Source organism: Sphingomonas sp. (genome assembly GCF_030145815.1).
In the GTDB taxonomy this organism is placed as follows: Bacteria; Pseudomonadota; Alphaproteobacteria; order Sphingomonadales; family Sphingomonadaceae; genus Sphingomonas.
Genome location: NZ_JAIXHL010000006.1, coordinates 89774 through 116045 on the forward strand (window position 1 = coordinate 89774; position 26272 = coordinate 116045).

At 66.1% G+C, this 26272-nt stretch carries 27 protein-coding genes and 1 tRNA gene; 17 read left to right on the top strand and 11 right to left on the bottom strand.

Annotated features, from left to right (window positions below; genetic code table 11):
- Positions 1-57: 57 nt before the first annotated feature.
- The 4 genes from KYX69_RS07035 (at position 58) to KYX69_RS07050 (ending at position 3271) form a co-directional block, all read left to right on the top strand.
- The gene (locus KYX69_RS07035; RefSeq protein ID WP_300495422.1) at positions 58-660 is read left to right on the top strand and encodes a hypothetical protein; all 603 of its coding nucleotides are present in this window, start codon (positions 58-60) and stop codon (positions 658-660) included.
- Between the two features lie 139 nt (positions 661-799).
- Positions 800-1474, top strand: a complete 675-nt coding sequence (locus tag KYX69_RS07040; protein ID WP_300495425.1) for an OmpW family outer membrane protein — start codon at positions 800-802, stop codon at positions 1472-1474.
- A 105-nt stretch (positions 1475-1579) separates the two neighbouring features.
- Complete coding sequence (locus KYX69_RS07045; protein ID WP_300495427.1) at positions 1580-2578, top strand: calcium/sodium antiporter; 999 nt, start codon at positions 1580-1582, stop codon at positions 2576-2578.
- A 33-nt stretch (positions 2579-2611) separates the two neighbouring features.
- Positions 2612-3271 (top strand): DUF2490 domain-containing protein, encoded by a 660-nt coding sequence (locus tag KYX69_RS07050; protein WP_300495430.1) that lies wholly within the window; start codon positions 2612-2614, stop codon positions 3269-3271.
- A 201-nt stretch (positions 3272-3472) separates the two neighbouring features.
- Here KYX69_RS07050 and KYX69_RS07055 read toward each other — a convergent pair.
- A tRNA-Ser gene (locus tag KYX69_RS07055) sits at positions 3473-3562 on the bottom strand.
- Between the two features lie 105 nt (positions 3563-3667).
- Here KYX69_RS07055 and KYX69_RS07060 point away from each other — a divergent pair.
- The 10 genes from KYX69_RS07060 to mazG are packed head-to-tail and all read left to right on the top strand — an operon-like array spanning position 3668 to position 12913.
- Entirely contained in the window at positions 3668-4717 is a 1050-nt protein-coding gene (locus KYX69_RS07060; protein WP_300495433.1) for a lytic transglycosylase domain-containing protein, read from the top strand.
- A complete protein-coding gene (locus KYX69_RS07065; RefSeq protein WP_300495436.1) occupies positions 4701-5543 on the top strand; it encodes an SPOR domain-containing protein in 843 nt (280 codons plus the stop codon). Before KYX69_RS07060 ends, KYX69_RS07065 begins: the two co-directional genes overlap by 17 nt.
- Before the next feature lie 30 nt (positions 5544-5573).
- Complete coding sequence (locus KYX69_RS07070) at positions 5574-6740, top strand: D-alanyl-D-alanine carboxypeptidase family protein (protein WP_300495679.1); 1167 nt, start codon at positions 5574-5576, stop codon at positions 6738-6740.
- On the top strand, positions 6737-7360 hold the full coding sequence (gene tmk, locus KYX69_RS07075; RefSeq protein ID WP_300495438.1) for a dTMP kinase: 624 nt from the start codon (positions 6737-6739) through the stop codon (positions 7358-7360). The genes KYX69_RS07070 and tmk overlap by 4 nt, the downstream gene beginning before the upstream one ends.
- Entirely contained in the window at positions 7357-8340 is a 984-nt protein-coding gene (locus KYX69_RS07080; protein WP_300495440.1) for an AAA family ATPase, read from the top strand. The genes tmk and KYX69_RS07080 overlap by 4 nt, the downstream gene beginning before the upstream one ends.
- Before the next feature lie 39 nt (positions 8341-8379).
- Positions 8380-9936 (top strand): methionine--tRNA ligase, encoded by a 1557-nt coding sequence (gene metG / locus KYX69_RS07085; RefSeq protein ID WP_300495441.1) that lies wholly within the window; start codon positions 8380-8382, stop codon positions 9934-9936.
- Positions 9933-10718: a TatD family hydrolase gene (locus KYX69_RS07090; protein ID WP_300495444.1), complete on the top strand. Its 786-nt coding sequence runs from the start codon at positions 9933-9935 to the stop codon at positions 10716-10718. The genes metG and KYX69_RS07090 overlap by 4 nt, the downstream gene beginning before the upstream one ends.
- Complete coding sequence (locus KYX69_RS07095; RefSeq protein ID WP_300495447.1) at positions 10715-11479, top strand: MBL fold metallo-hydrolase; 765 nt, start codon at positions 10715-10717, stop codon at positions 11477-11479. The genes KYX69_RS07090 and KYX69_RS07095 overlap by 4 nt, the downstream gene beginning before the upstream one ends.
- A 5-nt stretch (positions 11480-11484) precedes the next feature.
- On the top strand, positions 11485-12096 hold the full coding sequence (locus KYX69_RS07100; protein ID WP_300495682.1) for a TIGR02281 family clan AA aspartic protease: 612 nt from the start codon (positions 11485-11487) through the stop codon (positions 12094-12096).
- Positions 12097-12118: 22 nt separating this feature from the next.
- On the top strand, positions 12119-12913 hold the full coding sequence (gene mazG, locus KYX69_RS07105) for a nucleoside triphosphate pyrophosphohydrolase (protein ID WP_300495450.1): 795 nt from the start codon (positions 12119-12121) through the stop codon (positions 12911-12913).
- A 3-nt stretch (positions 12914-12916) separates the two neighbouring features.
- Here the strand turns inward: mazG and KYX69_RS07110 are convergent, their stop codons facing one another.
- From KYX69_RS07110 to hfq, 4 genes are all read right to left on the bottom strand, one after another.
- On the bottom strand, positions 12917-13264 hold the full coding sequence (locus KYX69_RS07110; protein WP_300495452.1) for a hypothetical protein: 348 nt from the start codon (positions 13262-13264) through the stop codon (positions 12917-12919).
- Between the two features lie 77 nt (positions 13265-13341).
- Positions 13342-13998, bottom strand: a complete 657-nt coding sequence (locus tag KYX69_RS07115; RefSeq protein WP_300495454.1) for a peptidylprolyl isomerase — start codon at positions 13996-13998, stop codon at positions 13342-13344.
- Positions 13995-15287 (bottom strand): GTPase HflX, encoded by a 1293-nt coding sequence (gene hflX / locus KYX69_RS07120; RefSeq protein ID WP_300495456.1) that lies wholly within the window; start codon positions 15285-15287, stop codon positions 13995-13997. Before hflX ends, KYX69_RS07115 begins: the two co-directional genes overlap by 4 nt.
- A gap of 19 nt (positions 15288-15306) precedes the next feature.
- The gene (hfq, locus tag KYX69_RS07125; protein WP_300495458.1) at positions 15307-15801 is read right to left on the bottom strand and encodes an RNA chaperone Hfq; all 495 of its coding nucleotides are present in this window, start codon (positions 15799-15801) and stop codon (positions 15307-15309) included.
- A gap of 226 nt (positions 15802-16027) precedes the next feature.
- Here hfq and KYX69_RS07130 point away from each other — a divergent pair, with 226 nt between their 5' ends.
- Entirely contained in the window at positions 16028-16342 is a 315-nt protein-coding gene (locus KYX69_RS07130; RefSeq protein WP_300495460.1) for a multidrug efflux SMR transporter, read from the top strand.
- 50 nt (positions 16343-16392) lie between these two features.
- Here KYX69_RS07130 and KYX69_RS07135 read toward each other — a convergent pair whose 3' ends face one another.
- The 6 genes from KYX69_RS07135 to KYX69_RS07160 form a co-directional block, all read right to left on the bottom strand.
- The gene (locus KYX69_RS07135; protein WP_300495463.1) at positions 16393-17763 is read right to left on the bottom strand and encodes a sigma-54 dependent transcriptional regulator; all 1371 of its coding nucleotides are present in this window, start codon (positions 17761-17763) and stop codon (positions 16393-16395) included.
- Positions 17760-20021, bottom strand: a complete 2262-nt coding sequence (locus KYX69_RS07140; RefSeq protein WP_300495466.1) for an ATP-binding protein — start codon at positions 20019-20021, stop codon at positions 17760-17762. The genes KYX69_RS07135 and KYX69_RS07140 overlap by 4 nt, the downstream gene beginning before the upstream one ends.
- 80 nt (positions 20022-20101) lie before the next feature.
- Positions 20102-21538 carry a nitrogen regulation protein NR(I) gene (gene ntrC, locus KYX69_RS07145; protein WP_300495469.1) on the bottom strand — a complete coding sequence of 479 codons (1437 nt, stop codon included), beginning with the start codon at positions 21536-21538 and terminating at the stop codon, positions 20102-20104.
- On the bottom strand, positions 21535-22638 hold the full coding sequence (locus KYX69_RS07150) for an ATP-binding protein (protein WP_300495472.1): 1104 nt from the start codon (positions 22636-22638) through the stop codon (positions 21535-21537). The genes ntrC and KYX69_RS07150 overlap by 4 nt, the downstream gene beginning before the upstream one ends.
- Positions 22614-23639 carry a tRNA dihydrouridine synthase DusB gene (gene dusB, locus KYX69_RS07155; protein WP_300495474.1) on the bottom strand — a complete coding sequence of 342 codons (1026 nt, stop codon included), beginning with the start codon at positions 23637-23639 and terminating at the stop codon, positions 22614-22616. The genes KYX69_RS07150 and dusB overlap by 25 nt, the downstream gene beginning before the upstream one ends.
- Positions 23640-23782: 143 nt before the next feature.
- Complete coding sequence (locus KYX69_RS07160) at positions 23783-24217, bottom strand: hypothetical protein (RefSeq protein WP_300495476.1); 435 nt, start codon at positions 24215-24217, stop codon at positions 23783-23785.
- Positions 24218-24525: 308 nt separating this feature from the next.
- On the opposite strand from KYX69_RS07160, the gene KYX69_RS07165 reads away from it, so the two are divergent.
- Entirely contained in the window at positions 24526-25677 is a 1152-nt protein-coding gene (locus KYX69_RS07165; protein WP_300495479.1) for a bifunctional 2-C-methyl-D-erythritol 4-phosphate cytidylyltransferase/2-C-methyl-D-erythritol 2,4-cyclodiphosphate synthase, read from the top strand.
- Complete coding sequence (locus KYX69_RS07170) at positions 25674-26234, top strand: hypothetical protein (protein ID WP_300495481.1); 561 nt, start codon at positions 25674-25676, stop codon at positions 26232-26234. The genes KYX69_RS07165 and KYX69_RS07170 overlap by 4 nt, the downstream gene beginning before the upstream one ends.
- Positions 26235-26272: the final 38 nt, after the last annotated feature.

Consider the following 26272-nt stretch of genomic DNA (forward strand, 5'->3'; position numbering starts at 1 on the left):
TGAATATCTCGCCTTGCGGATCGGCCCTCGCGACGATGATCCGAAAGGAACCCGATGATGAAGACCTTCAACCTCAAGACTCTGGCGTTCGCTGCGGCCCTTCCGGCTGCCCTGATCGGCACCCCGGCGCTCGCCAATGAACCGGCCGCAAAGGGCGCATCGTCCATGACCGCCGCAGCGCAGGCTCCGATTACCGAAGCTGAAGTCCGCGCCGCCCAGCAGGCATGGGGCAATGCGCTCGTCGCCATTGCCACCGAATATGACACCAAGGGCTTTGCCGCCGCCAAGCAACTGGCCGAGCAGGTCGTCGACAGCGCCTATGGCTACCAGATGGGCCCGGTCCTGTTCAAACCAACGCTGGCCGCCGCGCCCCAGACCTTCCGGACGGAACGTGAAGGAGCGATCGCCTATTTCGTCGGCGGGAACCCGCGGTTCAAGGGCGACAGCGGCTTCGCGATCAAGGGCTGGCGCTCCTTCGAGATCGACAATGCCGCCATCCTGCTCAAGGGCAATACCGCGATCTCGATGGGCAATGTCACGGTGATCGATGCCAAGGGCAACCGCACCACGGTCGACAAGACCTGGGGTTATAGCCGCGGCAACGACGGCAAGCTGCGCATCGTCCTGCACCATTCGTCGCTGCCCTATCAGGCGAACTGAGCCCCCCCGGTCCGGCTCGCTCGCGCTGCAGCCTTCCCCTGTCTTGGGTTGCCGCGCAACGGGCCGGACCACCCCCATTACTGACACGCCCGCGCTGAATCGAACGCCGGTGGCGTGCATTCCGGAAGGATTTGTATCCATGTTGAAGCGTATCCTGCCGCTGGCCGGTGCTGCACTCGCGGTCGCGGCAGTGGCCCCGGCATCCGCCCAGGAAGCGGGCGATATCCAGATCAAGGGCTTCCTGACCGCCGTTCTGCCCGACGGTGCCATCACGCGAGTCGTCAGCGACGGGATTGGCCTGCCCGCCGGGTCGCAGACCGAGGCGTCCGATTCGGTGATCCCGACCGTGGCGATCGAGTATTTCGTCACGCCGAACGTCTCGATCGAGACGATCTGCTGCGTGACTCCGCATGATGTGCGCGGTGCCGGGGCGCTTGCAGGTGCCGATCTGATCGACGACGCGATCATCCTGCCCGCCAGCCTTACGGCCAAATATCATGTCGGCCTGGGTGGCGGTATCAAGCCGTATGTCGGTGCGGGCGTAACCCATTTCTTCATCTTCAGCGAAGGCGTGGGTGCCGACGCGGCCACGCTTGGCGCGACCGACGTGGACCTGTCGGACGAATTCGGGTTCCTGGTCCAGGGCGGGGTGGACATCGCGCTCAACGACCGCGGGCTTGGCCTGTCGCTCGACGCGAAACGCTATTTCGTTGGAACCACCGCGACCTTTCGGGCCGGCAACGCGGTCGCGCTGCAGAGCGAGCATGACCTCAACCCCTGGGTGATCAGTGCCGGCCTTTCCTACCGCTTCTGATCCATCGGCAGGCCGCGCGGCAGTGGGTCCGGTCGGGACGGGGGCGATCTCGCGCCACATTGGTGCCCTCTCGCTGCGCGCGACCCTGTCGGTGAAACCACGCCCATGACCGAAACCATCGCCCTGCTTGTCGGCGGCCTGGTCGCGCTGCTCCTGGGCGGCGAGCTGTTGGTGCGCGGTGCCGTCCGGCTCGCCGAGAAGGCAGGCGTGACCCCATTGATCGTCGGCTTGGTCATCGTCGGCTTCGGGACGTCGACGCCCGAACTCATGACCAGTGTCGAGGCCGCGCTGGCAGGGTCGCCGTCGATCGCATGGGGCAACATCGTCGGATCGAACATCGTCAACACGCTGGTCATTCTCGGCCTCGCGGCGCTGATCACGCCGGTCGTCCTGCGTGGCGGAAGTCTGCTGCGCGATACCGGCGTTTGTCTTGCCGCCACAGGGCTGCTCGTCGCGCTCGGCTGGTCCGGATGGCACGGCGCCTGGATCGGTGTTGCCATGCTGGCGGCGCTAATCGCGTACATTGCGCGCTGTTATCGCGACGAGCGCGTGGTGGTGCCCGAAGCGGTCCATACGGCAGCCTATGACCGTCAGCAGGCGCTGGAGATGACCGACCGCCAGCTGCACCGGACCGAAGGCGGCTGGTGGCGGGCGGTCGCCTTGCTCATCGTCGGACTGGCAATGCTGATGGCCGGTGCACGCTTCCTCGTCACCGGCGCGATCGACGTCGCCACGATCGCCGGACTGAGCGAAACGATCATCGGGCTGACCATCGTGGCGATCGGCACCTCGCTACCCGAACTCGTCACATCGGTCGTTGCGGCGCGACGGGGCGAGGGCGAGATCGCCTTTGGCAACGTCGTCGGTTCCAACATCTACAATATTCTCGGCATCGGGGGCGCGACGATGCTGTTGAGCCCGGCTGGCGTGCCGCCCGACCTGTTTCCGCTCGACCTGGGCGTCGCGCTTGCGACCGCGTTCATCATTCTGGTCGTCGCGATCGCATGGCGACGCTTCGGGCGCCTCGCCGGGGCGCTGCTGGTGACCGCCTATGCGGCCTATGTCGCGACATTGCTGGCGATGCCTTCCCCGGTCGCGGTCTGACCTGCCCACCCTCATTCGGACATGGAGTTACGCGTGCCACGATTTATTGCCTTCCTTGTCGCCGGTGCGATCGCCGCACTCCCCGCGCCCGCGCTGGCGCAGAATGATGACGGGTTCGAGTTCTGGCTCAATCCGTCGGTCAGCGTCGACCTTGACGACAATACCGGCCTGGAGATCGAAACGGCGCAGCGATTGCGCGACGCCGGGGACGGTCGCGTCGACACCTATTTCGGCCGGCTGTGGCTCAATCAGAAGGTGGCCGGCAACGTCACGTTGAGCGCCGCGTTCGAACGCCGCATCAACGACGGTGGGCGAGATGAAACCCGGCTGATCCAGCAGCTATCGACCAGCCATGGCATTCTGCGCACCCGCCTGAGGGTCGAGCAGCGCTTCGTCGATAATGCCGACCGGATGGGCTTGCGGCTCCGTCCACGGCTGGGCGTGTCCGTGCCTTTGGACGACGCCGCAAAATGGGCATTGAAGAGCGACGCGGAGCTGTTTGTCACACTGCGGAGCACGAGCATTGATGGAGACGAAGGGGTGACCGGACTCCGGTCGCAGTTGGGCGTTGCCTATCGCATTAGCGATCGCCTGTCGGTCAGCGCGGCCTATCTGCGCCAGCAGGATTTCGAGAAGGGGGGCACCGACACGGTCGGCCACGCCCCACTGATCGGTCTCGAATTTTCCTTCTAAAGCCGACCGCAAAGCTCGCTGGGCGCGAGCGACCATGGTTGGCGTCTATGAGCCGTCCGTCGGATTGCGGCCCATGAGCCGAAACATGCGAGACATCTCGCCGAAACCAAATTTCAGCCAGAATGAAAATGGGACCGACAGTGGGACCGAAATCTCTGCGAAAGATATTTCCCCGCAATATCAGTCGCTTAATGTGGAAATTGGCGGAAGGGGTGGGATTCGAACCCACGGTAGGCTTGCACCTACGGCGGTTTTCAAGACCGCTGCCTTAAACCACTCGGCCACCCTTCCGCGCGGCTTGCGCCTTAGGCTGTTCGGCGTGTTTTCCGCAAGAGGGCGCAAATTCCGCTGCCAAGGGGGTTCATGCCCGCCGCGCCCTGTGGCAGAGAATGGCCCATGCGGAATTTCACAGGCCATGTACGGCGCTTCATCTTGGTCGGAACGGCGGTTCTGGCGCTCGGCGTCGGCGGCGCGCCTGCGGTGGCGCAGGATGAGGCGGGGTTTCAGGCCTATATCAACGGCCCGCTGCGCGAACAGGCGCTGCGCGAGGGCGTGAGCGCGCGGACGCTCGATGCGGTGCTGCCTTCGCTGACCTATAATCCGCGCGTGGTCGAACTCGACCGCGACCAGCCGGGTGGCACCTCGACCGGCCCGATCCCCAATTTCGCGCCGTACAAGGCGCGCCATGTCGACGCCGCGCGGATCAATCGCGGGCGCGAAACCTATCGCCGCCTGCGATCGAAGCTGGAGCGGGTCGAGCGCGAGACCGGCGTTCCCGAATCGATCATGGTCGCGATCTTCGGCCATGAGACCAATTACGGCGCCTATACTGGCGGGTTCGACCTTCCGCCCAGCCTCGCCACGCTCGCCTATGAAGGGCGCCGCCGCAACCTGTTCGCGGGCGAGTTCATCGCGACGATGAAGATGGTCAATCGCGGCGTCCCGCGCGAACAGCTCAAGGGCAGTTGGGCCGGCGCGTTCGGTTATCCGCAGTTCCTCCCGTCGGTTTATCTGCGTCTGGCCCGCGACGGTGACGGCGACGGAGTCGCGAACATCTGGTCGAACGAGGCGGATACGCTGGCGTCGATTGCCAATTACTTCGTCGCGGCGGGCTGGCGCCCAGGCCAGCCCTGGGGCGTCGCGGTCAATGTGCCCGCTAGCCTTGATCGCGCGTCGCTGGTCAACCGCACCGTCCCGACGCGCTGCACGCGGGTGTTCGAGCGGCATTCGCAATGGCGCAGCATGGCCGAATGGCGCGCGCTCGGCATCGTGCCGCAATCGGGCAGCTGGCCGGCCGACCATATTCAGGCGACGCTGCTGGAGCCGGACGGGCCGGGCAAGACCGCCTATCTGCTCACCGGCAATTACCGCGTGATCCTCGATTATAATTGCTCGAATTTCTATGCGCTTTCGGTGGGGCTGCTGGCCGATGAAGTCGAACATTAGGGTCATCGCCATGGCCGCGTTGCTTGGCGGGTGCGGATTTGGCGGGGGCGATGATCTGGAGGAACTGCCGCCGGCACCCGCCGCGCCGCAGGTTGAGGCTCCGGCTGGCCCCGGCGCAGGCTATGGCGCGCCCGAAGGTAGCCCCGCGACCGGCGAGGGCCCGCAAGGCAGCTCGCGCCTGCGCCCCGGCGAGGAACGCTATGACCGCGTCGGCTATGCCGGCTATGCGGGCGCAGGGGAGGGCGTGTTCGCGCTCAGCGGTGTACTGCCGCAGGGCAGCCATGCCGAGGTGACAGCGCTCGACAGCGGCAAGACGATCCTGATCCTGATCCGTGGGCAGGGGAATGGCCTCATCGAGCTGTCGGGCGGGGCGGCGCGTCAGCTGGGCGTCAGCGGCAATCCGCCCGTCCGCGTCCGCCGCGTTACCGTGACCGGTCAGGATGCGACCCTGCTCGCCGCCGGCCAGGCTGCGCCGATGCGCGCCGATGCCCCGCCAGCGTTGCTTGCGGGATTGCGCCGCCGCCTTGGCGATACCCCGCGCGAACCCCTCGCAACCCCGGCGGAACGCCCGACTCGCCCGGCGACACGCCCAACCCCGCGCCCCACACAGGCCGCAACGCGCGGCCTGTTCGTGCAGGTCGCCGCACTCTCCAGCGCTGCCCGCGCCCGCGCGCTCGCCGATGAACTGGGCGGCATTGTCCGACCCGGTGGCGGCGTCTACCGCGTGCAGATCGGCCCCTATTCCAACACCAGCGCTGCCGAACGCGCGCGTGCGGATGTCGCGCGGCGCGGTTATGGCGATGCGCGTATCGTCTCGATTCCCTGAACCCTCAAACCTGCGGACCCCATGATCCCCATGAAGAAGCTGATCCTCGCCGCCACTGCCGTCTCCCTCGCGCTCGCGCCCGCCACGGCGCAGACGCCCCCGTTCGAGACGGCCGCCCCGGTTGCCTATCTTGAGGATCTGTCGTCGGGCGCGGTGCTCTATGCCAAGGACGCCGACCGCCCGATGCCGCCGGCGTCGATGGCCAAGATGATGACCGCCTATGTCGCGTTCGACCTGATCAAGCAGGGCAAGCTCAAACTGTCCGACATGGCCGATGTCCGTCCGGAGACATGGCGTAAATGGCATGGCCCTTCAGCGGGTTCGACCATGTTCCTGTCGCCGGGTTCGAAGGTCAGCGTCGAAAACCTGCTCAACGGTATCGTCGTGGTGTCGGGCAATGACGCCTGCGTCGTGCTCGCCGAGCATATCGCCGGGACCGAAGAAGCCTTCGTCAATCTGATGAACCAGAAGGCCAGGGAGATCGGCCTCAACGCCAGCCGTTTCGGCACCTCGAACGGCTGGCCCGATGAGGGCCGCACCGTGGTGACCGCCCGCGACCTGGCAAAGCTCGCCAAGCTGACGATCACCAACCACGCCGATCTCTACAAGCGCTTCTATTCCAAGGAGAGCTTCACCTACGGCACCACGCTGGGCGGTGCGCCGATCACGCAGGCAAACCGCGACCCGCTACTGGGTCGCGTGCGCGGGGCGGATGGCCTGAAGACCGGCCATACCGAAGAGGCCGGTTACGGCTTCACCGGTTCGGCCGAGCAGAATGGCCGCCGTCTCGTCATGGTCGTTGCCGGGCTGAACAGTTTCAATGCGCGGATCGAGGAATCGGTCAAGTTCATGGACTGGGGCTTCCGCGCCTGGTCCTCGCGCAAGCTGGTGAGCAAGGGTCGCACGGTCGAGCAGGCCGATGTCCAGCTGGGCGATGCGTCGCAGGTCGGCCTCGTTGCCCCGCGCGATCTCGCCATCGCGATCCCGTCGGGAGCCAACCCCAATTTGCGCGCGACCGTGGTCTATCAGGGGCCGATCAAGGCGCCGATCAAGGCGGGCCAGCATATCGCCGACCTCGTCGTCACTTCGCCGGGCTTGCCCGAACAGCGCCTGCCGCTGGTCGCCGCCGCCGATGTCGGTGAGGCCGGCTTCTTCGGCCGCATCTGGGCCGGCCTGCTGTCGCTGTTCGGCGCGTGAGGGGCGTCTTCCTCAGCCTCGAAGGCGGGGAGGGCGCGGGCAAGTCGACCCAGGCCAAGCGGCTCGCCGCCGCGCTTGAGGCGCGCGGCATCCATGTCGTGCTCACCCGCGAACCCGGCGGGACCGAGGGGGCAGAGGCGATCCGCGGCCTGTTGATGCAGGGCGCGGTCACCCGTTGGAGCGCACACACCGAAACTCTGCTGTTCGCCGCCGCGCGCGCCGACCATGTCGAAAAGCTGATCCGCCCGGCGGTCGAGGCGGGCAGCTGGGTCGTGTGCGATCGTTATGTCGATTCCACCCGCGCTTATCAGGGCGCGCAGGACATCGACGACGCCGCGATCCTGGCGCTGCACGGCTTCGGGTCGCGCGGGCTGTTGCCTGACCGCACGCTTGTGCTCGACCTGCCCGATGGCGCGGGCCATGCCCGATCGCTGGAGCGCGACGGCGGGGCCGCCGACCGCTTCGGCGCGCGCGGGCCGGACTTCCACGCCGCCGTCGCCGCACAGTTCCGCCGCATCGCCGCGGCCGAGCCGGATCGGGTGCGGCTGGTCGATGCCTCGGGCAGCATGGATGACGTCACGGCGTCACTGATGGACGCGCTGGCCGACCTGCTACCATGACGTCAACCGGCCCCAATGCCGCGGCAAAGGCCGCGTTTCGCGCCGCCATGTCGAGCGGGCAGCTGCATCACGCTTGGCTCATCGCGGGTGCCGAAGGGCTGGGCAAAGCGACCTTCGCCCGCGCCGCCGCCGCGCGGCTGCTGGCTGAGGGGGCGGGGCAGATTGCGCCCTCGGACGGCTTCGACCTTCCCGAAGACAACCCGACCCGCAAGCTGATCGAGTCCGGCGCGCACCCCGATTATCGCGCGCTGGTGCGCCTGCCCAAGGACCCCGACAAGCCCGGCGAGAATATCGCGCGGTCGATCAACATCGCCCAGATCCGTGCGCTGAACCCGATGTTCGCGACCAAGCCGAGCATGTCGAGCCGCCGCGTCATCGTGATCGACGCGATTGACGATGTCGAACGCCCGGGGGCCGCCAACGCGCTGCTCAAGAATCTCGAAGAGCCACCTGCGGGAACGATCTTCCTCCTGGTCAGCCATTCGCCGGGACGGCTCCTCCCGACGATCCGCTCGCGCTGCCGCGTGCTCCGCTTCGACCCGCTGCCCGACAGCGAAGTTGCCGCCGCCGTTCGCGCAGCGCTGCCCGAGGCAAGCGCGGCGGAGGTTGAAGCGCTGGTCCGCGCGGGGCAGGGGTCGCCCGGTCGTGCACTCAGCTTCGCCGGGCTCGACCTCGCTTCGATCGACAGCGAAATGGCGGCGATCGCGGCGCGCGGCGACCCCGACAACGCCATCCGCGCCCGCCTCGCCCGCACGCTCGGGTCCAAGGCGGCACAGCCTCGCTACGAAGCCTTCCTCGCCCGCGTCCCCGCCTTCGCGCTCGCCGAAGCACGTGGACGGCATGGCGCAGCGCTGGCAGAGGCAATTGCGGTGTATGAAGCCGCGTCGCAACTCGGCCCGGTGGCGCTCGCACAGTCGCTTGATGCGCAGGCGACGGTGTTCGAAATGGGCGGCATTCTCGCGCGTCTGGCGAAGCGCTGACTGCTTTCGCCGCAACGCAGAAGCCGCTAGAGCGCCCCCATGTCCGAACCTTACTACATCACCACCGCGATCCACTACCCCAATGGCAAGCCGCATATCGGCCACGCCTATGAGATGATCGCCGCCGACGCGATTGCGCGGTTCCAGCGTCAGGCCGGGCGCGACGTGCGCTTTCAGACCGGCACCGACGAACATGGCCTGAAGATCGCCCAGACCGCACGCGCGCGCGACCTCACGCCGCGTCAACTCGCGGACGAAATGTCAGCCTATTTCAGCGACATGGCGCGCGATCTGAATATTTCATATGATCGCTTCATCCGCACCGTCGATCCCGATCACTATGCCGCGAGCCAAGCCATCTGGGCCGCGATGGAGGCCAAGGGCGACCTGTATCTCGATCGCTACGAGGGCTGGTATTCGGTCCGGGACGAAGCCTTTTACGAAGAGAAGGAGCTGACCGAAGGGGAGGGCGGCGTCAAGCTGTCGCCGCAGGGGACGCCCGTCGAATGGACCGCCGAGGAAACCTGGTTCTTCCGCCTGTCCAAATATCAGCAGCCGTTGCTCGACCTCTACGCCGCCAATCCCGACTTCATCCGCCCCGAGCGCTCGCGCAACGAGGTCGTCAAGTTCGTCGAGGGCGGGCTGGTCGACCTGTCGGTATCGCGCACCAGCTTCGACTGGGGCGTGCCGGTGCCGAACTCGCCCGGCCATGTCATGTATGTCTGGGTCGACGCGCTGACCAACTATCTTACCGGCACCGGCTATCCCGATGCTGGGAGCGATCTGGCGCGCTACTGGCCGGCGAACCTGCACCTGATCGGCAAGGACATCACGCGCTTCCACGCGGTCTACTGGCCCGCCTTCCTGATGTCGGCCGATCTGCCGCTGCCCCAACAGGTTTTCGCGCACGGCTTCATCCTCAACCGGGGTGAGAAGATGTCGAAATCGACCGGCAATGTCGCCGATCCGATGGAGCTGACGCGGCTCTATGGCGTCGACGCGTTGCGCTATTTCCTGTTGCGCGAGGTGGCCTTCGGCAATGACGGCAGCTTCAGCGATGAGGCGATCGTGACCCGCGCGAATGCCGATCTGGCGAACAGCTTCGGCAATCTCGCCCAGCGGACGCTGTCGTTCATCGCCAAGAACCTCGAAGGCGCGCTGCCTGAATCGGGCCGTAGCGATCCCGCCGATGCCGAATTGCTCACGACGATCGACGAGGCCGGCCGCGAGTTCCGCACCGCCTTCGACAGCCTCGCGCTCAACCAGGGGCTGGAGGCGTGGATGCGCGCGGTGTTCGCCTGCAACCAGTATATCGACGTCCAGGCCCCTTGGACGCTGCGCAAGACCGATCCGGAACGGATGCACGCTGTGCTCGGCACGCTGGTCCGCGCGATCCGCGATCTGGCGATCCTGGTCCTGCCGGTAATCCCCGAAAGCGCCGGCAAGATCCTCGACCAGCTCGGGCAAAGCGCACGCGACCATGCGGCGCTCGACAACAAGGGCTGGTATGAAGACGCCGTGGCGTCAGGCTTCCGCCTCGATCCGCCGACCGGCGTATTCCCGCGCCTCGTGCTGGCGGAGGAACCCACCGCATGAAGCTCGCCGACAGCCATTGCCACCTCAACTATAAGGGACTGGCCGAGCAGCAGCCCGAAGTGCTCGCCCGCGCCCGTGACAGCGGCGTCGTGGCAATGCTCAACATCGCGACGCGCGAGCGCGAATGGGATGAGGTGCTGGCCACCGCCGAGCGTGAAGCCGACGTCTGGGCCACCGTCGGCATCCACCCGCATGAGGCGGACGAGCACCCGCATATTGATACCGCCAAGCTGCTCGCCCGCGCCACGCACCCGCGCGTCGTCGGCATCGGTGAGACCGGGCTCGACTATTATTACGACCATAGCGACCGCGCCCAGCAGCAGACCAGCTTCCGTGCGCACATCGCCGCGAGCCGCGAAACCGGCCTGCCACTGATCGTTCACACTCGCGATGCCGAGGCGGACACAGCCGCGATCCTGGCCGAGGAAATGGGGAAGGGCGCCTATCCCGGCGTCATCCACTGCTTCACAGCGAGTGGAGAATTCGCCGACAAGGCACTGGAATTGGGCTTTTATATCTCCATATCGGGGATCGTGACGTTCAAGAACGCCCGTGACCTTCAGGAAACCGCCGCGCGCCTCCCGCTCGATCGGCTGCTGATCGAAACCGACGCCCCGTTCCTCTCCCCCGTCCCGCACCGCGGCAAGACCGGCGAGCCGGCCTTCGTCGCCGACACGTGCCGCTTTCTCGCCCAGCTGCGCGGCATGGATGCCGAGGAGCTAGCCGAGTCGACCCGCGAAAACTTCCATCGGCTGTTCGCAAAGACCGCAGCGGCCCCGTGAAGGTCCGCATCCTCGGCTCAGGCACGTCTTCGGGCGTCCCCCGCATCGGCAACGACTGGGGCAGCTGCGACCCGACCGATCCGCGCAATCGTCGCACCCGCGCGTCGATCCTGGTCGAGGCGGGAGCGACCCGGATTCTGGTCGATACCAGCCCCGACCTGCGCGAACAGCTGATCGCCGCCGATGTCGCAGATCTCGACGCGGTGATCTGGACCCACGACCATGCCGATCACTGCCACGGCATCGACGATCTGCGCCAGCTGATGCACCTGCGCGGCGCTCCCGTGCGCGGCCTCGCCGACTGGAAGACGCAGGAGCGGCTGCGCGAGCGCTTCCGCTACGTCTTCGAAGGGGGAGGGCCCTACCGCCCAACCGCCACGATCGAGCCGTTACGCGACGGCATGGTGATCGGCGATATCGTCGTGCGCACCGTCGATCAGCCCCATGGCGGCATCACCAGCGCCGGCCTGCGCTTCGAATATGCTGGCAAGTCAGTCGGCTATGCAACTGATTTCAATATATTCACCGACGAAATGGCGTCACTTTATAGCGATCTCGACCTGTGGGTCGCCGACGCGTTACGCCGCGAGCCGCATCCGACCCATCCGCATCTCGCGCAAACGCTAGCCTGGGCGCAGCAATGTCGTGCGCGCAGCACGGTTCTGGTGCACATGGATCACTCGATGGACTATATGACCCTGAAGGCCGAGCTGCCCGCCGGGGTCGAGCCGGGCCATGACGGCATGGAGTTGCGCGTTTGACCGAAATGCAGATCATCCAACTGGTCTCACTGGTCGGGTTCCTGGCCTTGGTGCTGGGCTCGCTCAGCGTGCGGAACATGCAATTCGGCTTCATCGTCAAGACGGTGATCGGCTGGGCGGCAATCGCTGCGCTGATCTATGTCGTCGTGATCAATAAGGATCGCATCGGCGACCAGCTGGAAGCGATCACGACCAGCGTCGGTCTGTCCGAACCGGCGCAGGTCACGTCGGGCGAAACCGTCCGCATCCGTTTGTCGCCCGACGGCCATTTCTGGGCGCGCGCAACGATCAACGGCATCGAACGTCGCATGCTGATCGATAGCGGCGCGACCGTCAGTGCGATCAGCGAAAGCACGGCGCAGGCTGCTGGTATCGAATATGTGCGCGGCCTGCCGGTGCAGGTGTCAACCGCCAACGGAACCGTGGATGCCCGCCGCGCGCAGGCGGAGCGGGTCGCGGTGGGATCGCTCGCGACAAAGGACCTGACCGTGTTCGTCGCGCCGAGTTTTGGGGATCTCGACGTGCTGGGGATGAATTTCCTGACCCGGCTCAAATCGTGGCGGGTGGAGGGGAACGTCCTGATCCTCGAGCCACATAGCGACGCCAATTTAACATAATGTATATTATCGGACTTAAGCGATGAGCGAGCAGGCGGTCTCCCCCGCGCAGGATCACTGCGAAATCACGCCCCCCGGTATCGAGCGCTTGATGGCGATCATGGCGCGGCTGCGCGATCCGGTGTCCGGATGCGAATGGGATACCGTCCAGACCTTCGCGACCATCGCGCCCTATACGATCGAGGAAGCCTATGAGGTCGCCGACGCGATCGCGCGCGACGACCTGACCGATCTCAAGGACGAACTCGGTGACCTGCTGCTCCAGGTGATCTTCCACAGCCGCATGGCGCAGGAACTCGGCGCGTTCGACCTGTCCGACGTCATCGCCGGCATCTGCGACAAGATGGAGCGCCGCCACCCGCATATCTTCCGTGGCGCCGAAAGCGGCGGCCATCACCTGTGGGAACAAATCAAGGCCGAAGAGCGGGGGAGCAAGGGGACGAGCGGCGCGCTCGACGGGGTCGCGATCGGCCTCCCCGCCCTCACCCGCGCCGAAAAACTGCAGAAACGCGCCGCTCGCACCGGCTTCGACTGGACCGACCCGGCGGATGCCCGGGCCAAGATCGACGAGGAACTGGCCGAGGTCGAGAGTGCGACCAGCGACGATCACCGCGCCGAGGAAATCGGCGATCTGCTCTTCGCCACCGTCAACTGGTCACGCAAGCTCGGCATCGACCCCGAAGCCGCCCTGCGCGCCGCCAACGCCAAATTCGAACGCCGCTTCCGCGCGATGGAGGCCAAGGCGGGCGACACGTTCGTCGGATTGTCGCTGGATGAAAAGGAAGACCTGTGGGTCACGGTCAAATCGGCCGAGTAAGGCTCAGATCGACGCGCCCGGCGGCTCGACCGCCATCAACGTCGTCCCGGCATATTTCTCGGACTCAGACAGATACAGCCGACTGATCGCAAAATCGCGTTCGGTCAGCGCCAGGCTCTTGAGCCCGTCCACCTTGAACGTCCCGAACTTCTCTTCGCGCGGGATCACGAAGTCGCGCGACACCACCTGCGCGTCGACATAGAGCGACCCGCCGCGCGTGTAGAGAATGTGCGGCGCCAGCACCATGCGCGTGCGGTTATAGATCGCGTTCATGCATTTCTGCCTGACGATCCCCTCCAGCACGATCGGCGTTGGGTTGGGCGCTGTCTCCGCCCCCTTCTCGGTATCCATCGCAACAATATGGCGACTGTGCTGCATCGCAGCAAGTCATGACGCATCGCTTAGGTGAAATTACGGACGCTTCGTCCCTAATCGCGCCGCCACGGCAGGTCGATCAGCCACGGCTTGGGCCGCCCGGTCGGCTTGGCCGTCCCGTCGAGCCGCTCGGCGCGCAGGATCCTGACCCGCTTCAGGATCATCTGGCCGCGCATCTCTTCGCGCCCGCCGCCAGTCGGCATGGCCAGGATGCGGCCGACGACGTCCATCCCACCGATCACCCGCCCGAAGGCGGCATAGCCAAGCTTGCCCGGCCGCGCGTCGAGCGTCGGATTGTCGCCGACCATGATCGAGAAATTGCCATGCGCCGAATTGGGATTGACCGAACGCGCCATCGAAATCGTGCCGCTCAGGTGCTTGATCCCGGTTTTGCTGGTCGGCTCCAGCGGCACGGACGGCAGGATGCGGCGCGCATCGGTGCCGATGCCACCCTGGATGAAGCCCTTGGTCGGATCGCCCTTGCGCCGCGCTGCGCGATAGAAATGCGTGCCTTCGAGCCGTCCATCATCGACATAGCGCAGGAAGTTCGCGGTCGTCAGCGGCGCCCGCCGCGCGTCCAGCGCCAGCGTGATGTTTCCGGCGCTGGTCACCAGCCGCACGCGGACCGTCGCCGGCTCACGCGCCGCAGGACCAGCCGCGACCAGCAGTAGCGCGCCCAGCCCCAGCATTACCGCACGCCGTGCCGTCATCCGTTGCGCACCGCGAACCGTTCATGATCCTTCGGCGCCATTCGCACGTCGTAGATCGCGGTCTCGCCGTCGATCCAGTGGTCGATCACCTCACCATGCTGGTGCAGCCACGCCGCCCCCGCCCCGTCCGCCGCAGGAAGCGTCACGCGATAGCGGCGATGGCCCAACGTCAGTCGCGCAGCGACGCGGTCGATCAGCGTATCGACCCCCTCCCCGCTCAGCGCCGAAACCGCCAGCACATCGTCGCGCTTGGCGGCCTCGGCCAGCACGTCGTCGCGCCGCTCCGCATCGAGCAGGTCGAGCTTGTTCCACGCCTCAAACCGGGGCGTCTCCTCGGCTACGCCGATATCCTTCAGCACCGACTCGACATCGTCCCGCTGCGCCTCACTGTCCGGGTGCGCAATGTCGCGGACATGGATCAGCAGATCCGCCGATACCACTTCCTCCAGCGTCGCCTTGAACGCCGCGACCAACTGCGTCGGCAGCTCGGAGACGAACCCCACCGTGTCCGACAGGATCGCCTTGTCGATCCCGGGCAGCGAAATCTGCCGCAAGGTCGGGTCGAGCGTCGCGAAGAGCAGGTTCTCCGCCATGACGTCAGCGCCGGTCAAGCGATTGAACAGCGTGGATTTTCCGGCATTGGTGTAGCCGACCAGCGCGATCACCGGCCACGGCGCACGCTGCCGCCGCTCACGATGCAGCCCGCGCGTCCGGCTGACCGAATCGAGTTCACGCCGCAACCGCGCCATGCGGTCGCGGATCAGGCGGCGGTCGGCCTCGATCTGCGTTTCGCCCGGACCGCCCAGAAAGCCGAAGCCGCCGCGCTGCCGCTCAAGGTGGGTCCAGCTGCGCACCAGCCGCCCCGCCTGATAGTCGAGATGCGCCAGCTCGACCTGCAACCGCCCCTCGGCAGTGCGCGCGCGTTCGCCGAAAATCTCGAGGATCAGGCCGGTGCGGTCGATCACCTTGCAGCCGAGGCTGGTTTCAAGGTTCCGCTGCTGCACCGGGGTCAGCGCGGCGTCGAACACCGCCAGCCCCAGTTCGCGGTCGCGCACCGTCTCGGCCAGCGCCTCGACCTGCCCCGATCCGATCAGCGTTCCGGGCTTGGCCGCACGGATGCGCAGCGCGACGCGCTCGACCACCTCGACACCGATCGCGACCGCGAGCCCGGCCGTTTCCTCCAGCCGGGCCTCTGCATCGCGGCTCGACCCACCCAGGTCGGGATAAACGACAACTGCGCGCGCGCCCCGCGTGAATTCATCGGGGTCGCGATCGAATCCGGTACTCATAACCATGCTTTCAAGGCGATCAGGCTTCCTCGCCCTGATCGGTCAGGTCCAGCGGATGCGCCGGCTGGATCGTCGACACGGCATGCTTGTAGACCAGCTGATACACGCCATCGCGCTGCAACAGCATGCAGAACAGGTCGAACGCCGCGATCCCGCCCTGCAGCATCACGCCATTGACCAGGAACATCGTCACATTTTCCTGCTGACGCTTCACCGCGCCCAGGAAGATTTCCTGCAGAACCGGGTTCTTCGACGGGGTGTCGGGGATGGCGTCCACGATCGACGCCACATCCACCGAACCCGACGGCATGATCGTCGAAATCGCGTGCTTGTAGATCAGCTGCGACTGACCGTCGCGGCGCAGCAGCACGGAAAAATTGTCGAACCAGGTCACGATTCCCTGCAGCTTCACGCCCTTGACCAGGAACATGGTCACCGGGGTCTTGGATTTGCGCAGCGCGTTGAGGAACAGGTCCTGAAGGGATGTCTGCTTGTCGGCCATGATGCAGCTCACTGTTTTTGGCGGGGATTTCCCGCAGTCGCGCCGTTTCCCGGCGTCGGATGCGCGCCACGAAGCGGCGCGATCTGCGCAATGTAGGTATTGCCTCCGCCAACGTCCATAGCGCCCCTTGCCGACGCGGCGCCGCTGTCCCATATCCGGCGCGCGAGGCCACGCCCTCCCCCGCAGCACGCGGGTCCAAGCCCGGGACGGCCCGGCTCTCTTGTCAAAGGAGGGCTATATGGCCTGGATCTTGTTGTTGATCGCCGGATTGCTCGAAATCGTGTGGGCCAGCACAATGAAGCTGTCGGACGGCTTCAGCCGCCCGCTTCCCGCCGCCATCACCATCGTTGCGCTGATCGCCAGCTTCGCGCTGCTCGCCGCCGCGATGCGTGAGCTGCCGCTGGGCACGGCCTATACGATCTGGACCGGCATCGGCGCGATCGGCGCGTTCGTCGTCGGCATCGTGTTTCTGGGCGAGGCGATCACCCCTGCCCGCTTGCTGGCGGCCGCGCTGATCGTCAGCGGGATCGGGTTGATGAAGCTATCGTCATAGCGTCAAAGCGGACGATCCTCCCCCGCCAAGGGAAGGATTGAGTCGGAGACCTACTCCTCCCGCCCCTCATGAATGCCAAGCAGCTTCAACTTGCGGTGCAACGCCGACCGCTCCATGCCGATGAAATGCGCGGTGCGGGAGATATTGCCTGAGAAGCGCTTGATCTGAACCCGCAGATATTCGCGCTCGAAACTCTCGCGCGCTTCCTTCAGCGGCGCGCCCATGATCGTCGCAGCGCCCATCCCGCCATCGTCGCGGCGGCCCAGCACATCGGTCGGCAGCATGTCGATGTCGATCCGCCCGATCCGGTCGCCCGGCGCCAGGATCACCGTCGCCTCAACCACGTTGCGCAACTGGCGGACATTGCCCGGCCATTCATAACTTTGCAGCGCGACCATCGCCTCGCCCGCCACTTCCGGGGTCGGCACGCGGCGTTCGGTCGCGTAATGCGCCACGAAATGCTCCACCAGCGCCGGAATATCCTCGCGCCGCTCGGTCAGCGGCGGGATCGTCACTGGCACGACGTTCAGGCGATAGAACAGGTCCTCGCGGAACCGTCCCTCGGCGATCTCGGTGGTCAGGTCGCGACCGGTAGCAGAGACCACGCGCACATCGACCTTCACCTGCCGCTGCCCGCCGACGCGGTTGAACTTCTGTTCGGTCAGCACGCGCAGGATCCGCCCTTGCGTCGTCAGCGGCATGTCGGCGATCTCGTCCAGGAACAAGGTTCCGCCATGCGCCTGTTCGAGCAGGCCGGGATGGACCAGATCGCCGTCCTCGACCCCGAACAGCTCCTCCTCCATCCGCTCCGGCGTCATCCGCGCCGCACTGACGATCACGAACGGCCCGTTCGCGCGATTGCTCCACTCGTGCAGCAGCCGCGCGGCCACCTCCTTGCCCGTGCCGGGTCCGCCGGTGATCATCACCCGGCTTCCCGTCGCCGCCACGCGCTTCAGCGTCGCGCGCACCGTGTTGATCGCACCGGACGTGCCGTGCAGGTCGGTCCCCCGCCCCACGCTCGCACGCAGCGACGCGACTTCGCGCCGCAACCGCTCGGTCTCGGTCGCGCGCTCGACCAGCAGCATCAGCCGCTCGGCCTCGAACGGCTTTTCGATAAAGTCCGATGCCCCACGCCGGATCGCTGCGACCGCAGTGTCGAGATTACCATGCCCCGAAAACACCAGCACCGGGATTGACGGATCACGCCGCTTGATCTCGTCCAGCAGGTCCAGCCCGTCGAGCCGCGATCCCTGCAGCCACACGTCGAGCAGGACCAGGCTCGGCCGCCGCTCGGCAATCGCCTCCAGCGCGGCATCGCTGTCGGCGGCGCTGCGCGTCTCATAGCCCTCGTCCTCCAGCACGCCCGCGACCAGCTCGCGGATATCGGCTTCGTCATCGACGACCAGGATATCGAGTTTCATTGTGCATTTCCGTTCTTGGTCGGGGTCAACGCGGTCAGCCCGGCTGCACCCTGTTCCGTCTCGTCACTACCCCCGGTTCCCACCAGTCGCTCCAGCGTCGCCGTGTCGAAACACAGCGTCACCACCGTCCCCCCGCCGTCGCGATCGGCAAAGGCCATCGTGCCGAAATGCTCCTCGACGATCTTCTTGACGATCGCGAGGCCCAGACCCGTCCCGCGTGCGCGCGTCGTCATATACGGCTCGACGATCCGCTCGCGCTCGGCGGGCAGGCCGATGCCATTGTCGGTGATTTCGATGATCAGCTGCGCATCGTCGGCCTCACGCACCGCCATGCTGATCGCGCCCGGCGCATCGGCGTCGGTGCGCGCTTCGATCGCCTCGACCGCATTTTTGACGAGGTTGGTCAGCGCCTGCCCCAGCTGGCGGCGGTCGCACACCAGTGGCGGCAAGCCATCGGACGCTTCGAAAGTGAAGCGGATTTCGGGCTTGGCGACCTCGTGCAGGAACAAAGTCTGGCGCGCGACATCGATGATCGATTCCTCGCGGAAGATCGGCTTAGGCATCCGCGCGAAGGACGAGAATTCGTCTACCATCCGCCGCAAATCGCCGACCTGCCGCACGATCGTGTCGGTCAGCTTGGCAAAGGTGCCGTCGTCGCTCTCGATCTTCTTGCCGTAGCGCCGCTGCAACCGCTCGGCGGCAAGCTGGATCGGGGTCAGCGGGTTCTTGATCTCATGCGCGATCCGCCGCGCAACGTCGGACCATGCCGCGCGCCGCTGATCGAGCAGTTGTTGGGTGATGTCGTCGAACGTGAGCACCTGCCCCGCTTCGTCGCGGGTGATCTTGACCGCCAGCGTCCGCGCCTCACCCCCGCTGGTCAGCTGCACGATATCCTCGCGCGTCTCCCCGCCCAGCACCGCGTCCAGCTCGGGCGCGACTTCCGCCAGCAACTTGCCCACCGGCGCATCGCCCGGCTGCAGCAACGCCATGGCGGAGCTGTTGATCAACCGGATGCGCCGCTCGGCATCGATCGACAGCACGCCCGCCGTCACGCCCGACATCACCGCCTCGATCAGCGCGCGGCGGCTTTCGGACTCGGCATTGGCGTCGACCAGTGCATTGGTCTGCTCCTGCAACCGGTCGGTCATGCGGTTGAACGCCGTGGCCAGCGTGCCGATCTCGTCATCCGCCCGCGGCGTCGGCACGCGGGTGCCAAGATCGCCCTCCGCGACATCCCGCGCCGCCTTCACCAGATCGCCGACAGGCCGGACGAGGCGATCGGCAATCTCCAGTGCGGCCCAGACGGCGAGGCCGACGATAAGGAGGGACAGCAGCAGCAGCGCGACGTTGAATTGAAGTTGCAACGTGCGCGACCGGTCGGTGAGCGTGCGATAGTCCGAGACTACCGCGTCGGCGCGGGTCTTGCGGTCGAATAGCGCCTGATCCACCACGCGCGCTGCATAGAGGTAGGTGTCGGGCGCGTTTGCAAAGCGCGTGATTGCACGAATCCGACCTCCCGCATCTTCGACGACGACTTTGCGCGCCCCACTCTTCAACTGATTGATCGCGCCCGCGCTGATCTGCTGCTCGATCAGCCGGTCATACGGGTTGAGGATCGCGAGAACGATGATCTCGCCTGTCTCGGTCTGACGCACGATCGCTGCTTCGGACAGTTCGCGCTGCGTCGTCTGCACGAAAAGATAGTTAAAGAAGGTCTGACTATCGATCGGAACGCCTTCGGCCAACGCGCCCGCAAGGTCGGTGGACATCGCCTCGGTATTTGCGCCGACGCGCTGCTGAAGATCGCTCAGCGTCCCTGCCGCCACCGCCGAAGCATTTTCCAGCATTGAGCGTGCCCGGTCGGAAAACCAGAACTCCACACCATACTGGAACAGCAGCGACGCCACGATCGACACAAAGATGGTCGGCACGCTCGCCAAGATCGAGAACACCGCCACCAGCCGCACATGCAACCGCGCACGCCCACCCAGCGGCGAACGCGCCGCGCGCCGCATCGCCACCCGCCGCCCGACCAGCACGATCAGCGCGACCAGCGGAATGAGGTTTCCGACCAGCAACAGCGCGACCAGCGGCGGGGTCAGCAACCGCTGCGACCCCGTATTCCCGCTCACCACGAAATAGCTCGCGACCAGCACCGCCAGCGCCAGCGCCAGGACCAGAAGCTCGACAAAGGGAGTGATGCTCAGCCGCCAGCGGGGCACGCCCGCGTCGATCAGTGGCTTTGCGGCAACATCCATCGTGACCTGGCTACAACAACATTGTTGCCATGAAAACACACTTGTCGCTCAATCTGTCGCTAAACGGGCCAAATCCGCCGCTAGGCCGGGTCGTCCAGCCGCCCCCCAACATCGATACCCAGCGTGTCCAAGCGCTTCCTCAACGTATTCCGGTTGATCCCCAGCGCCCGCGCAGCGCGCAGCTGGTTATGCCCGTGCCGCGCCAGCATCGCCTCGATAAGCGGGCGCTCGACCTCACCGATGATGCGATCGTACAGTGTGCCGTCCTCCAGCACCGCCGGCTCCTCGGCCGCCAGCCGCGTCAGCCGCGCGATCACCGCCGCCTCGATCCCCGCATCGCGCGTTGGCGCAGCAAAGCCCCCCGCTTCGCCCAGCATCGCGCGCACCGCATCGCCATCGATCCACTCGTCGCGATGCAGCGCGGCCATGCGCCGCATGAGGTTCTCCAGCTCGCGGACATTGCCCGGCCAGTCATGCGCCTCCAGCACCGCAATCGCATCATCGCCGACATGCTTGCGCGGCAGCCCGTCCTCGACCGCGCGATCCAGGAAATGCCGCGCCAGCAACCGGATATCCTGCCGCCGCTCACGCAACGCCGGCAGCGCGATCGGTACGACGTTGAGGCGGTAGAACAGGTCCTCGCGGAACTGCCCCGACACGACCTGATTCATCAGATCCTTGTTGGTCGCCGCGACAATGCGGACGTCCGCGCGGATCGCCCGCGCCCCGCCCACGGTAGTGAACTCGCCCGATTGCAACACGCGCAACAGCCGCGTCTGCGCCTCCATCGGCATGTCGCCGATCTCGTCGAGGAACAACGTCCCCCCGCTCGCCTGCTCGAACTTGCCCGCCACCCGCGCCGCCGCGCCCGTGAACGCGCCCTTTTCATGCCCGAACAGCTCGGCTTCGATCAGCTCGCGCGGGATCGCCGCCATGTTGATCGCGACGAACGGCGCGCGCCGCCGAGGTCCCAGATCATGGATCGCCTGCGCCACCAGCTCCTTGCCGGTCCCGCTTTCGCCGGTGATCAGCACGGTCAGCTCGTTCGACACCACCCGCGCGATCACGCGATACACGTCCTGCATCGCCGGAGAGCGCCCGATCAGCGCAACCGCCTGCTCCTCCGCCGCGGGCAGATCGTCGACCAGCCGCCGCCCCCGCGCCAGCGCGCTCGCCACCGTCGCGGTCAGCGCATCCAGGTCGAACGGCTTGGGCAGATAGTCGAACGCCCCCGCCTCGGTCGCGCGCACTGCGGTCGACAGCGTATTCTGCGCCGACAGCACGATCACCGGCACATCGGGCGTCTCGCCGGTAAAGGTCGCGACGAAATCGAGCCCATTGCCGTCGGGCAGCACCACATCGGTCACGAGCACATCGGGCCGCGCCGCCGCCAGCTCGCGCCGCAACTCGCCCAGCGACGCCGCCGCCGTCACGCGATGCCCCGCGCGGCGCAGCGCCTGCGTCACCACCGTGCGGATCGCGGCGTCATCGTCACAGATCAGGATCGATGCCGTCATCCGTCCGCCCTCGGCAAATTCACCCGGAACACCGTCATTTCCGGATCCCCCGCCCGCGCATATTCGACCACGCCCCCCATGTCGCGCACCAGCTTTTCGACCAGCGGCAGGCCCAGCCCCTTGCCCTCGGGTTTGCCGGAGACGAACGGCTCGAACAAATGGCTGGCGATATCCGCCGGCGCGCCCGGACCGTTATCGGTCACCGAAAACTCGATCGGCAGCCAGCGGCGCGGCTGGTCCGGCCCCGGCCGCATCGCGACGCCATGGCGGTATTGCGTGGACAGGATGATCTTCGGCTCGGGCGTATCGCGCAGCGCTTCCGCCGCATTCTTGAGCAAGTTCATCGCGATCTGCAGAAACGCGTCCTTGTCCATCATCACCGGCGGCAGCGACGGATCGAACCGCTCCTCGATCACCATCCCGCGCGCAAAGCCCGCCAGCGCAACGCGCCGCGCATGGTCGAGCAGCGGATAGATATTGTGCGGCGCCAGCTTGGGCGGGCGCGTATCGGTGAAATCCTGCATCCGGTCGATCAGCGCGGCGATGCGATCGACCTCGGTCGTGATCAGCTGGGTCAGCTCGGCGCGCGTCTCCGCATCATCGTCGCCGCTCAGCAACTGCGCCGCGCCGCGAATTCCCGACAACGGGTTCTTAATCTCATGCGCCAGCATCGCCGCCGCACCCACCGCCGCGCGCGCGCCCGCGCTGCGATCCGCGCCGACCGACAGCCGGCGCGACGTCGGCGCCTGATGCAGCGTCACGATCCGCCAGCCGGGATGTTCGGTAATCGGTTGCTCGATGAAGTCGACCCGCGTGCGCGGCGACCGCGTCGGCTCGATCTCGACATCGAACGCGGCAAAGCCATGCCCGTCGCGCCGCCCGCCATAGCCCTCGGGCAGCGCAAAGATGCGGTCGAGCCGCTGCCCCAGCATCGCCTTCTCACTATGATTGAGCAGATGCTCGCACGCCATATTGGCGCGCGTCACCCGATCCTGCGGGTCGAGCACCAATGCGGCGCACGGCAACCCGCCGAAAATCTCGGTCAGGTCCGGCTCACCCGGCTGCGGCGGCGGCCTCAGGCCGCTTCGCGTGACGGCCATGATCCCAGCGCAGGCATGCCGCGGAACGGCGCATAGAATTCGTCGAGCATGCCCAGCACAGTCGCCGCCTTGGGCTCCTGGTTCACCTTGTTGCGGAACTCGGCCGAACCGGGCAGCCCCTTGGTATACCAGCCGATATGCTTGCGCATCAGATTGACGCCGGTCATCTCACCATAGTGATCGAGCATCATCGCGTAATGCTCTGCGATCAAAGCATATTGTTCGTCGATGCCCGGGTCGGGCCGCTCACCCTTGCCGGTCAGCGCGTCCATCACGTGGCGCAGCACCCACGGCTTGCCATAGGCGCCGCGCCCGATCATCACGCCGTCTGCGCCGGATTGCGCCAGCGCCGTCCGCGCATCCTCGATCGTGCAGATATCGCCATTGACGATGACCGGGATCGACACCGCATCCTTGACCTTGCGCACAAACGCCCAGTCGGCGCTGCCCTTGTACATCTGATTGCGGGTGCGGCCGTGCACCGTCACCATCTTCGCGCCCAGCTCCTCGGCGACGCGCGCCAGCTCGGGGGCGTTCAGGCTGTCATGGCACCACCCCATACGCATCTTCACCGTCACCGGCACGCTGACCGCCTTGACGCACGCCTCGATCAGCTTTGCGGCAAGGTCCGGCACCCGCATCAGCGCCGACCCGGCGTCGCCATTGGTCACCTTGCGCACCGGACAGCCCATGTTGATGTCGATGATCGCCGCGCCGCGATCTTCGTTCAGCTTCGCCGCCTCGGCCATTTCATAGGGCGTGCAGCCGACCAGCTGCATCGACACCGGCTCCTCGATCGGATCCCACGCCGCCTTCTGCACCGACTGCCGCGTCTCACGGATCGCTGCCTGGCTCGCGATCATCTCGGTAACGTTCAGCCCCGACCCATAGCGCCGCACCAGCCGCCGGAACGGCAGATCGGTGACACCCGTCATCGGCGCCAGAATCACCGGCGTCTCGACCGTGACCGGCCCGATTTGGATAGGTTTAAGCGTCATCATAGTGCCTGAAAAATAGGCACGAGCGCCTACAGCGGCAATCGGGCAGATGCAAGCGCGACAGCCGGAGCCCCCTCCCTTCCTCTTAAGCCCCTCCCGCTTGCGGGAGGGGTTGGGGAGGGTCTTCTTCTAAGGCCCGAAGGACACTAGGGCAGCGGGACCGCCTCCGGAACTGGCAATGATTCCAACACTGCCCGCAATTCGCGATTTCGCTCTGCATACTGCTTCGGTTCACAGCCGAAATCGGCGATATACCACTGCCCGCCATACGAACCGCGCCAGTGGATCGTCACCCCGCCCTGATCGGTCACTTCCTCACCCTCGCATGTTCGCTCCAGCAGTGCCCCAGCCTCGGCCTCGTCGACCGTTTCATCCAACCGCCGAAATCGCTCAAGACGCCGCTTCAGTTCGTCATAGCGCTCGTTCGAGAGCAAGAAGCCGCCTCGATCGACCCGCCCCGTATGGAAATTTGATCGGACAAAGGCACCTTTCCCCTTGCCGTCGATCGCCACCTCTAACCCCGGTGCGCGCAGCTCGATCCTGTCGAACGCCGGCCTTTGCGATTCAAAGCAGCCGGTCAAGCACAGCAGTAAGAGGCAACCTGGAACCCATCGCATGGCTGGGACCGTCGCATGCCGAAGTGAGTTCGACAATTGCCCGAGTTGCTTTCCTACACGGCCCGGCCTCGCTAGGCAGATCCAATGCAGTTTCCCCTACCCATTTTTGCCTCTCGTGCAGCTGCCGCGCATCCGACGCCCGGCCGTCGTGACACTGTCGCCTTGCTGCCGGGCACTGTCGCGCAATTGTCGCGCTATCGTCGCGTGACGGGCGTTTCCATGTTCAAACGCGTCATGTCAGCATCGCTCGACTGTCGCCTAAGCGTCACATCATGACCACCGCAGCCATCATCGTCGCTGCTGGAAAAGGCACCCGCGCAGGCGGAACCGTGCCCAAGCAGTTCGCCCCGCTCTGCGGAAAGCCAATGGTTTCTCATAGCGTTACCGCACTAACCTCCCACCCGCTGATAACCCAAGCCATCATCGTCATCGGCGAAGGACAGCAGGACCACCTCCGCGCAATACCCCTCCAAAACGTCCGCTTCGTCCAAGGCGGGGCCGAGCGCCGCGACTCGGTCCGCGCCGGGCTGGAGGCACTGGAGGGCAAGGGGGTGACCCGCGTCCTGATCCACGATGCCGCCCGCCCGTTCATTCCGTCAGCGGTGATCGACGCCCTGCTCACCGCGCTCGACAATAGCCCCGGAGCGGTCCCCGCCCTCCCCGTCGCCGACACGCTGGCCAAGGGCAGCGAAACCCTCGGCGACAATGTCCCGCGCGCCGGACTCAACCGCATCCAGACGCCCCAGGCGTTCCACTATGACGCCATCCTCGCCGCCCACCGTGCCTGGCCCGACGGCGACGAAGCCACCGACGACGCCCAGATGCTCCGCCGCGCGGGCCATGACGTCAGCCTCGTCCCCGGAGACGCAATGCTCGAAAAAATCACCCACCCCGCCGATTTCGCCGCTGCCGAGGCGCGTCATGCCGCCAATCTCATCTCGCGCAGCGCGATGGGGTATGACGTGCACCGCCTCGCCGTCGGTGAGGAACTCTGGCTCGGCGGCGTGCTGATCCCGCATGACAAGGGGCTGGCCGGGCACAGCGATGCCGATGTCGCGCTCCACGCCATCACCGACGCGCTGCTTGGCACGATCTGCGCCGGCGATATCGGCATGCACTTCCCGCCCAGCGACCCGCAATGGCGCGGCGCGGCGTCCGACCGCTTCCTCGACCACGCCGCGTCGCTGGTGCGGGCAGCGGGCGGCATCATCGACTTCATCGACCTGACGCTGATCTGTGAGGAGCCCAAGATCGGCCCGCACCGCGAAACGATCCGCGCGCGCATCGCCGAAATCCTGAAGCTGCCCGTCGCGAAGGTCAGCCTCAAGGCCACCACCACCGAACGCCTCGGCTTCACCGGCCGCGGCGAAGGGATCGCCGCACAGGCAATGGCTACCATTCGCATCAAGGGGGATATCGAATGACCAAATTCGCAACGCCGTTGCGCATCGCACTCTGCGCCGCGCTGGCCTTGCAGTCGGTTCACGCGGCGCAGGCACAGGCCGCTGACTGCATGCCGGCAAAAGAGGCGGAAGCGCTGTTCCTCACCATTGGCCCGACTTTCGTCAACCAGATGGTCAAGACCTGCACGGGAACGCTCGCTCCCGACTCGTATCTGCTGCGTAGCGGTCCCGATCTTGTGAACCGCATCAAGGCGGCGGCCGCTGGCCGCGAGGACGAAGCCGTCGCTGCGTTCAAGCGGTTCGGCGACGGCGAATTTGAGGGCTTGGACACTGAGGCCGTCCTTCCTCTCGTCCGGGACACGATGGGGGCTATGATTGCAAAAGATCTCCGCGCCAAGAATTGCGGCGGCTTTGACGCCATCTTCGCCCAGCTGGATCCTCTGCCTGCTGCGAATCTCGCCGGGGCGATCGTCGCGATCGTACAGCTTGTCGATGCGGACCGCCCCGCATCGCGAACGAAACGTAAAAAGAAGAGCGGTTCAGACTTCGATATCTGTCCGGTCTCTACAAAGCCCTGACGGGGCCGCCACGTCGCGGCTGCCGACGGAGTAAGTCC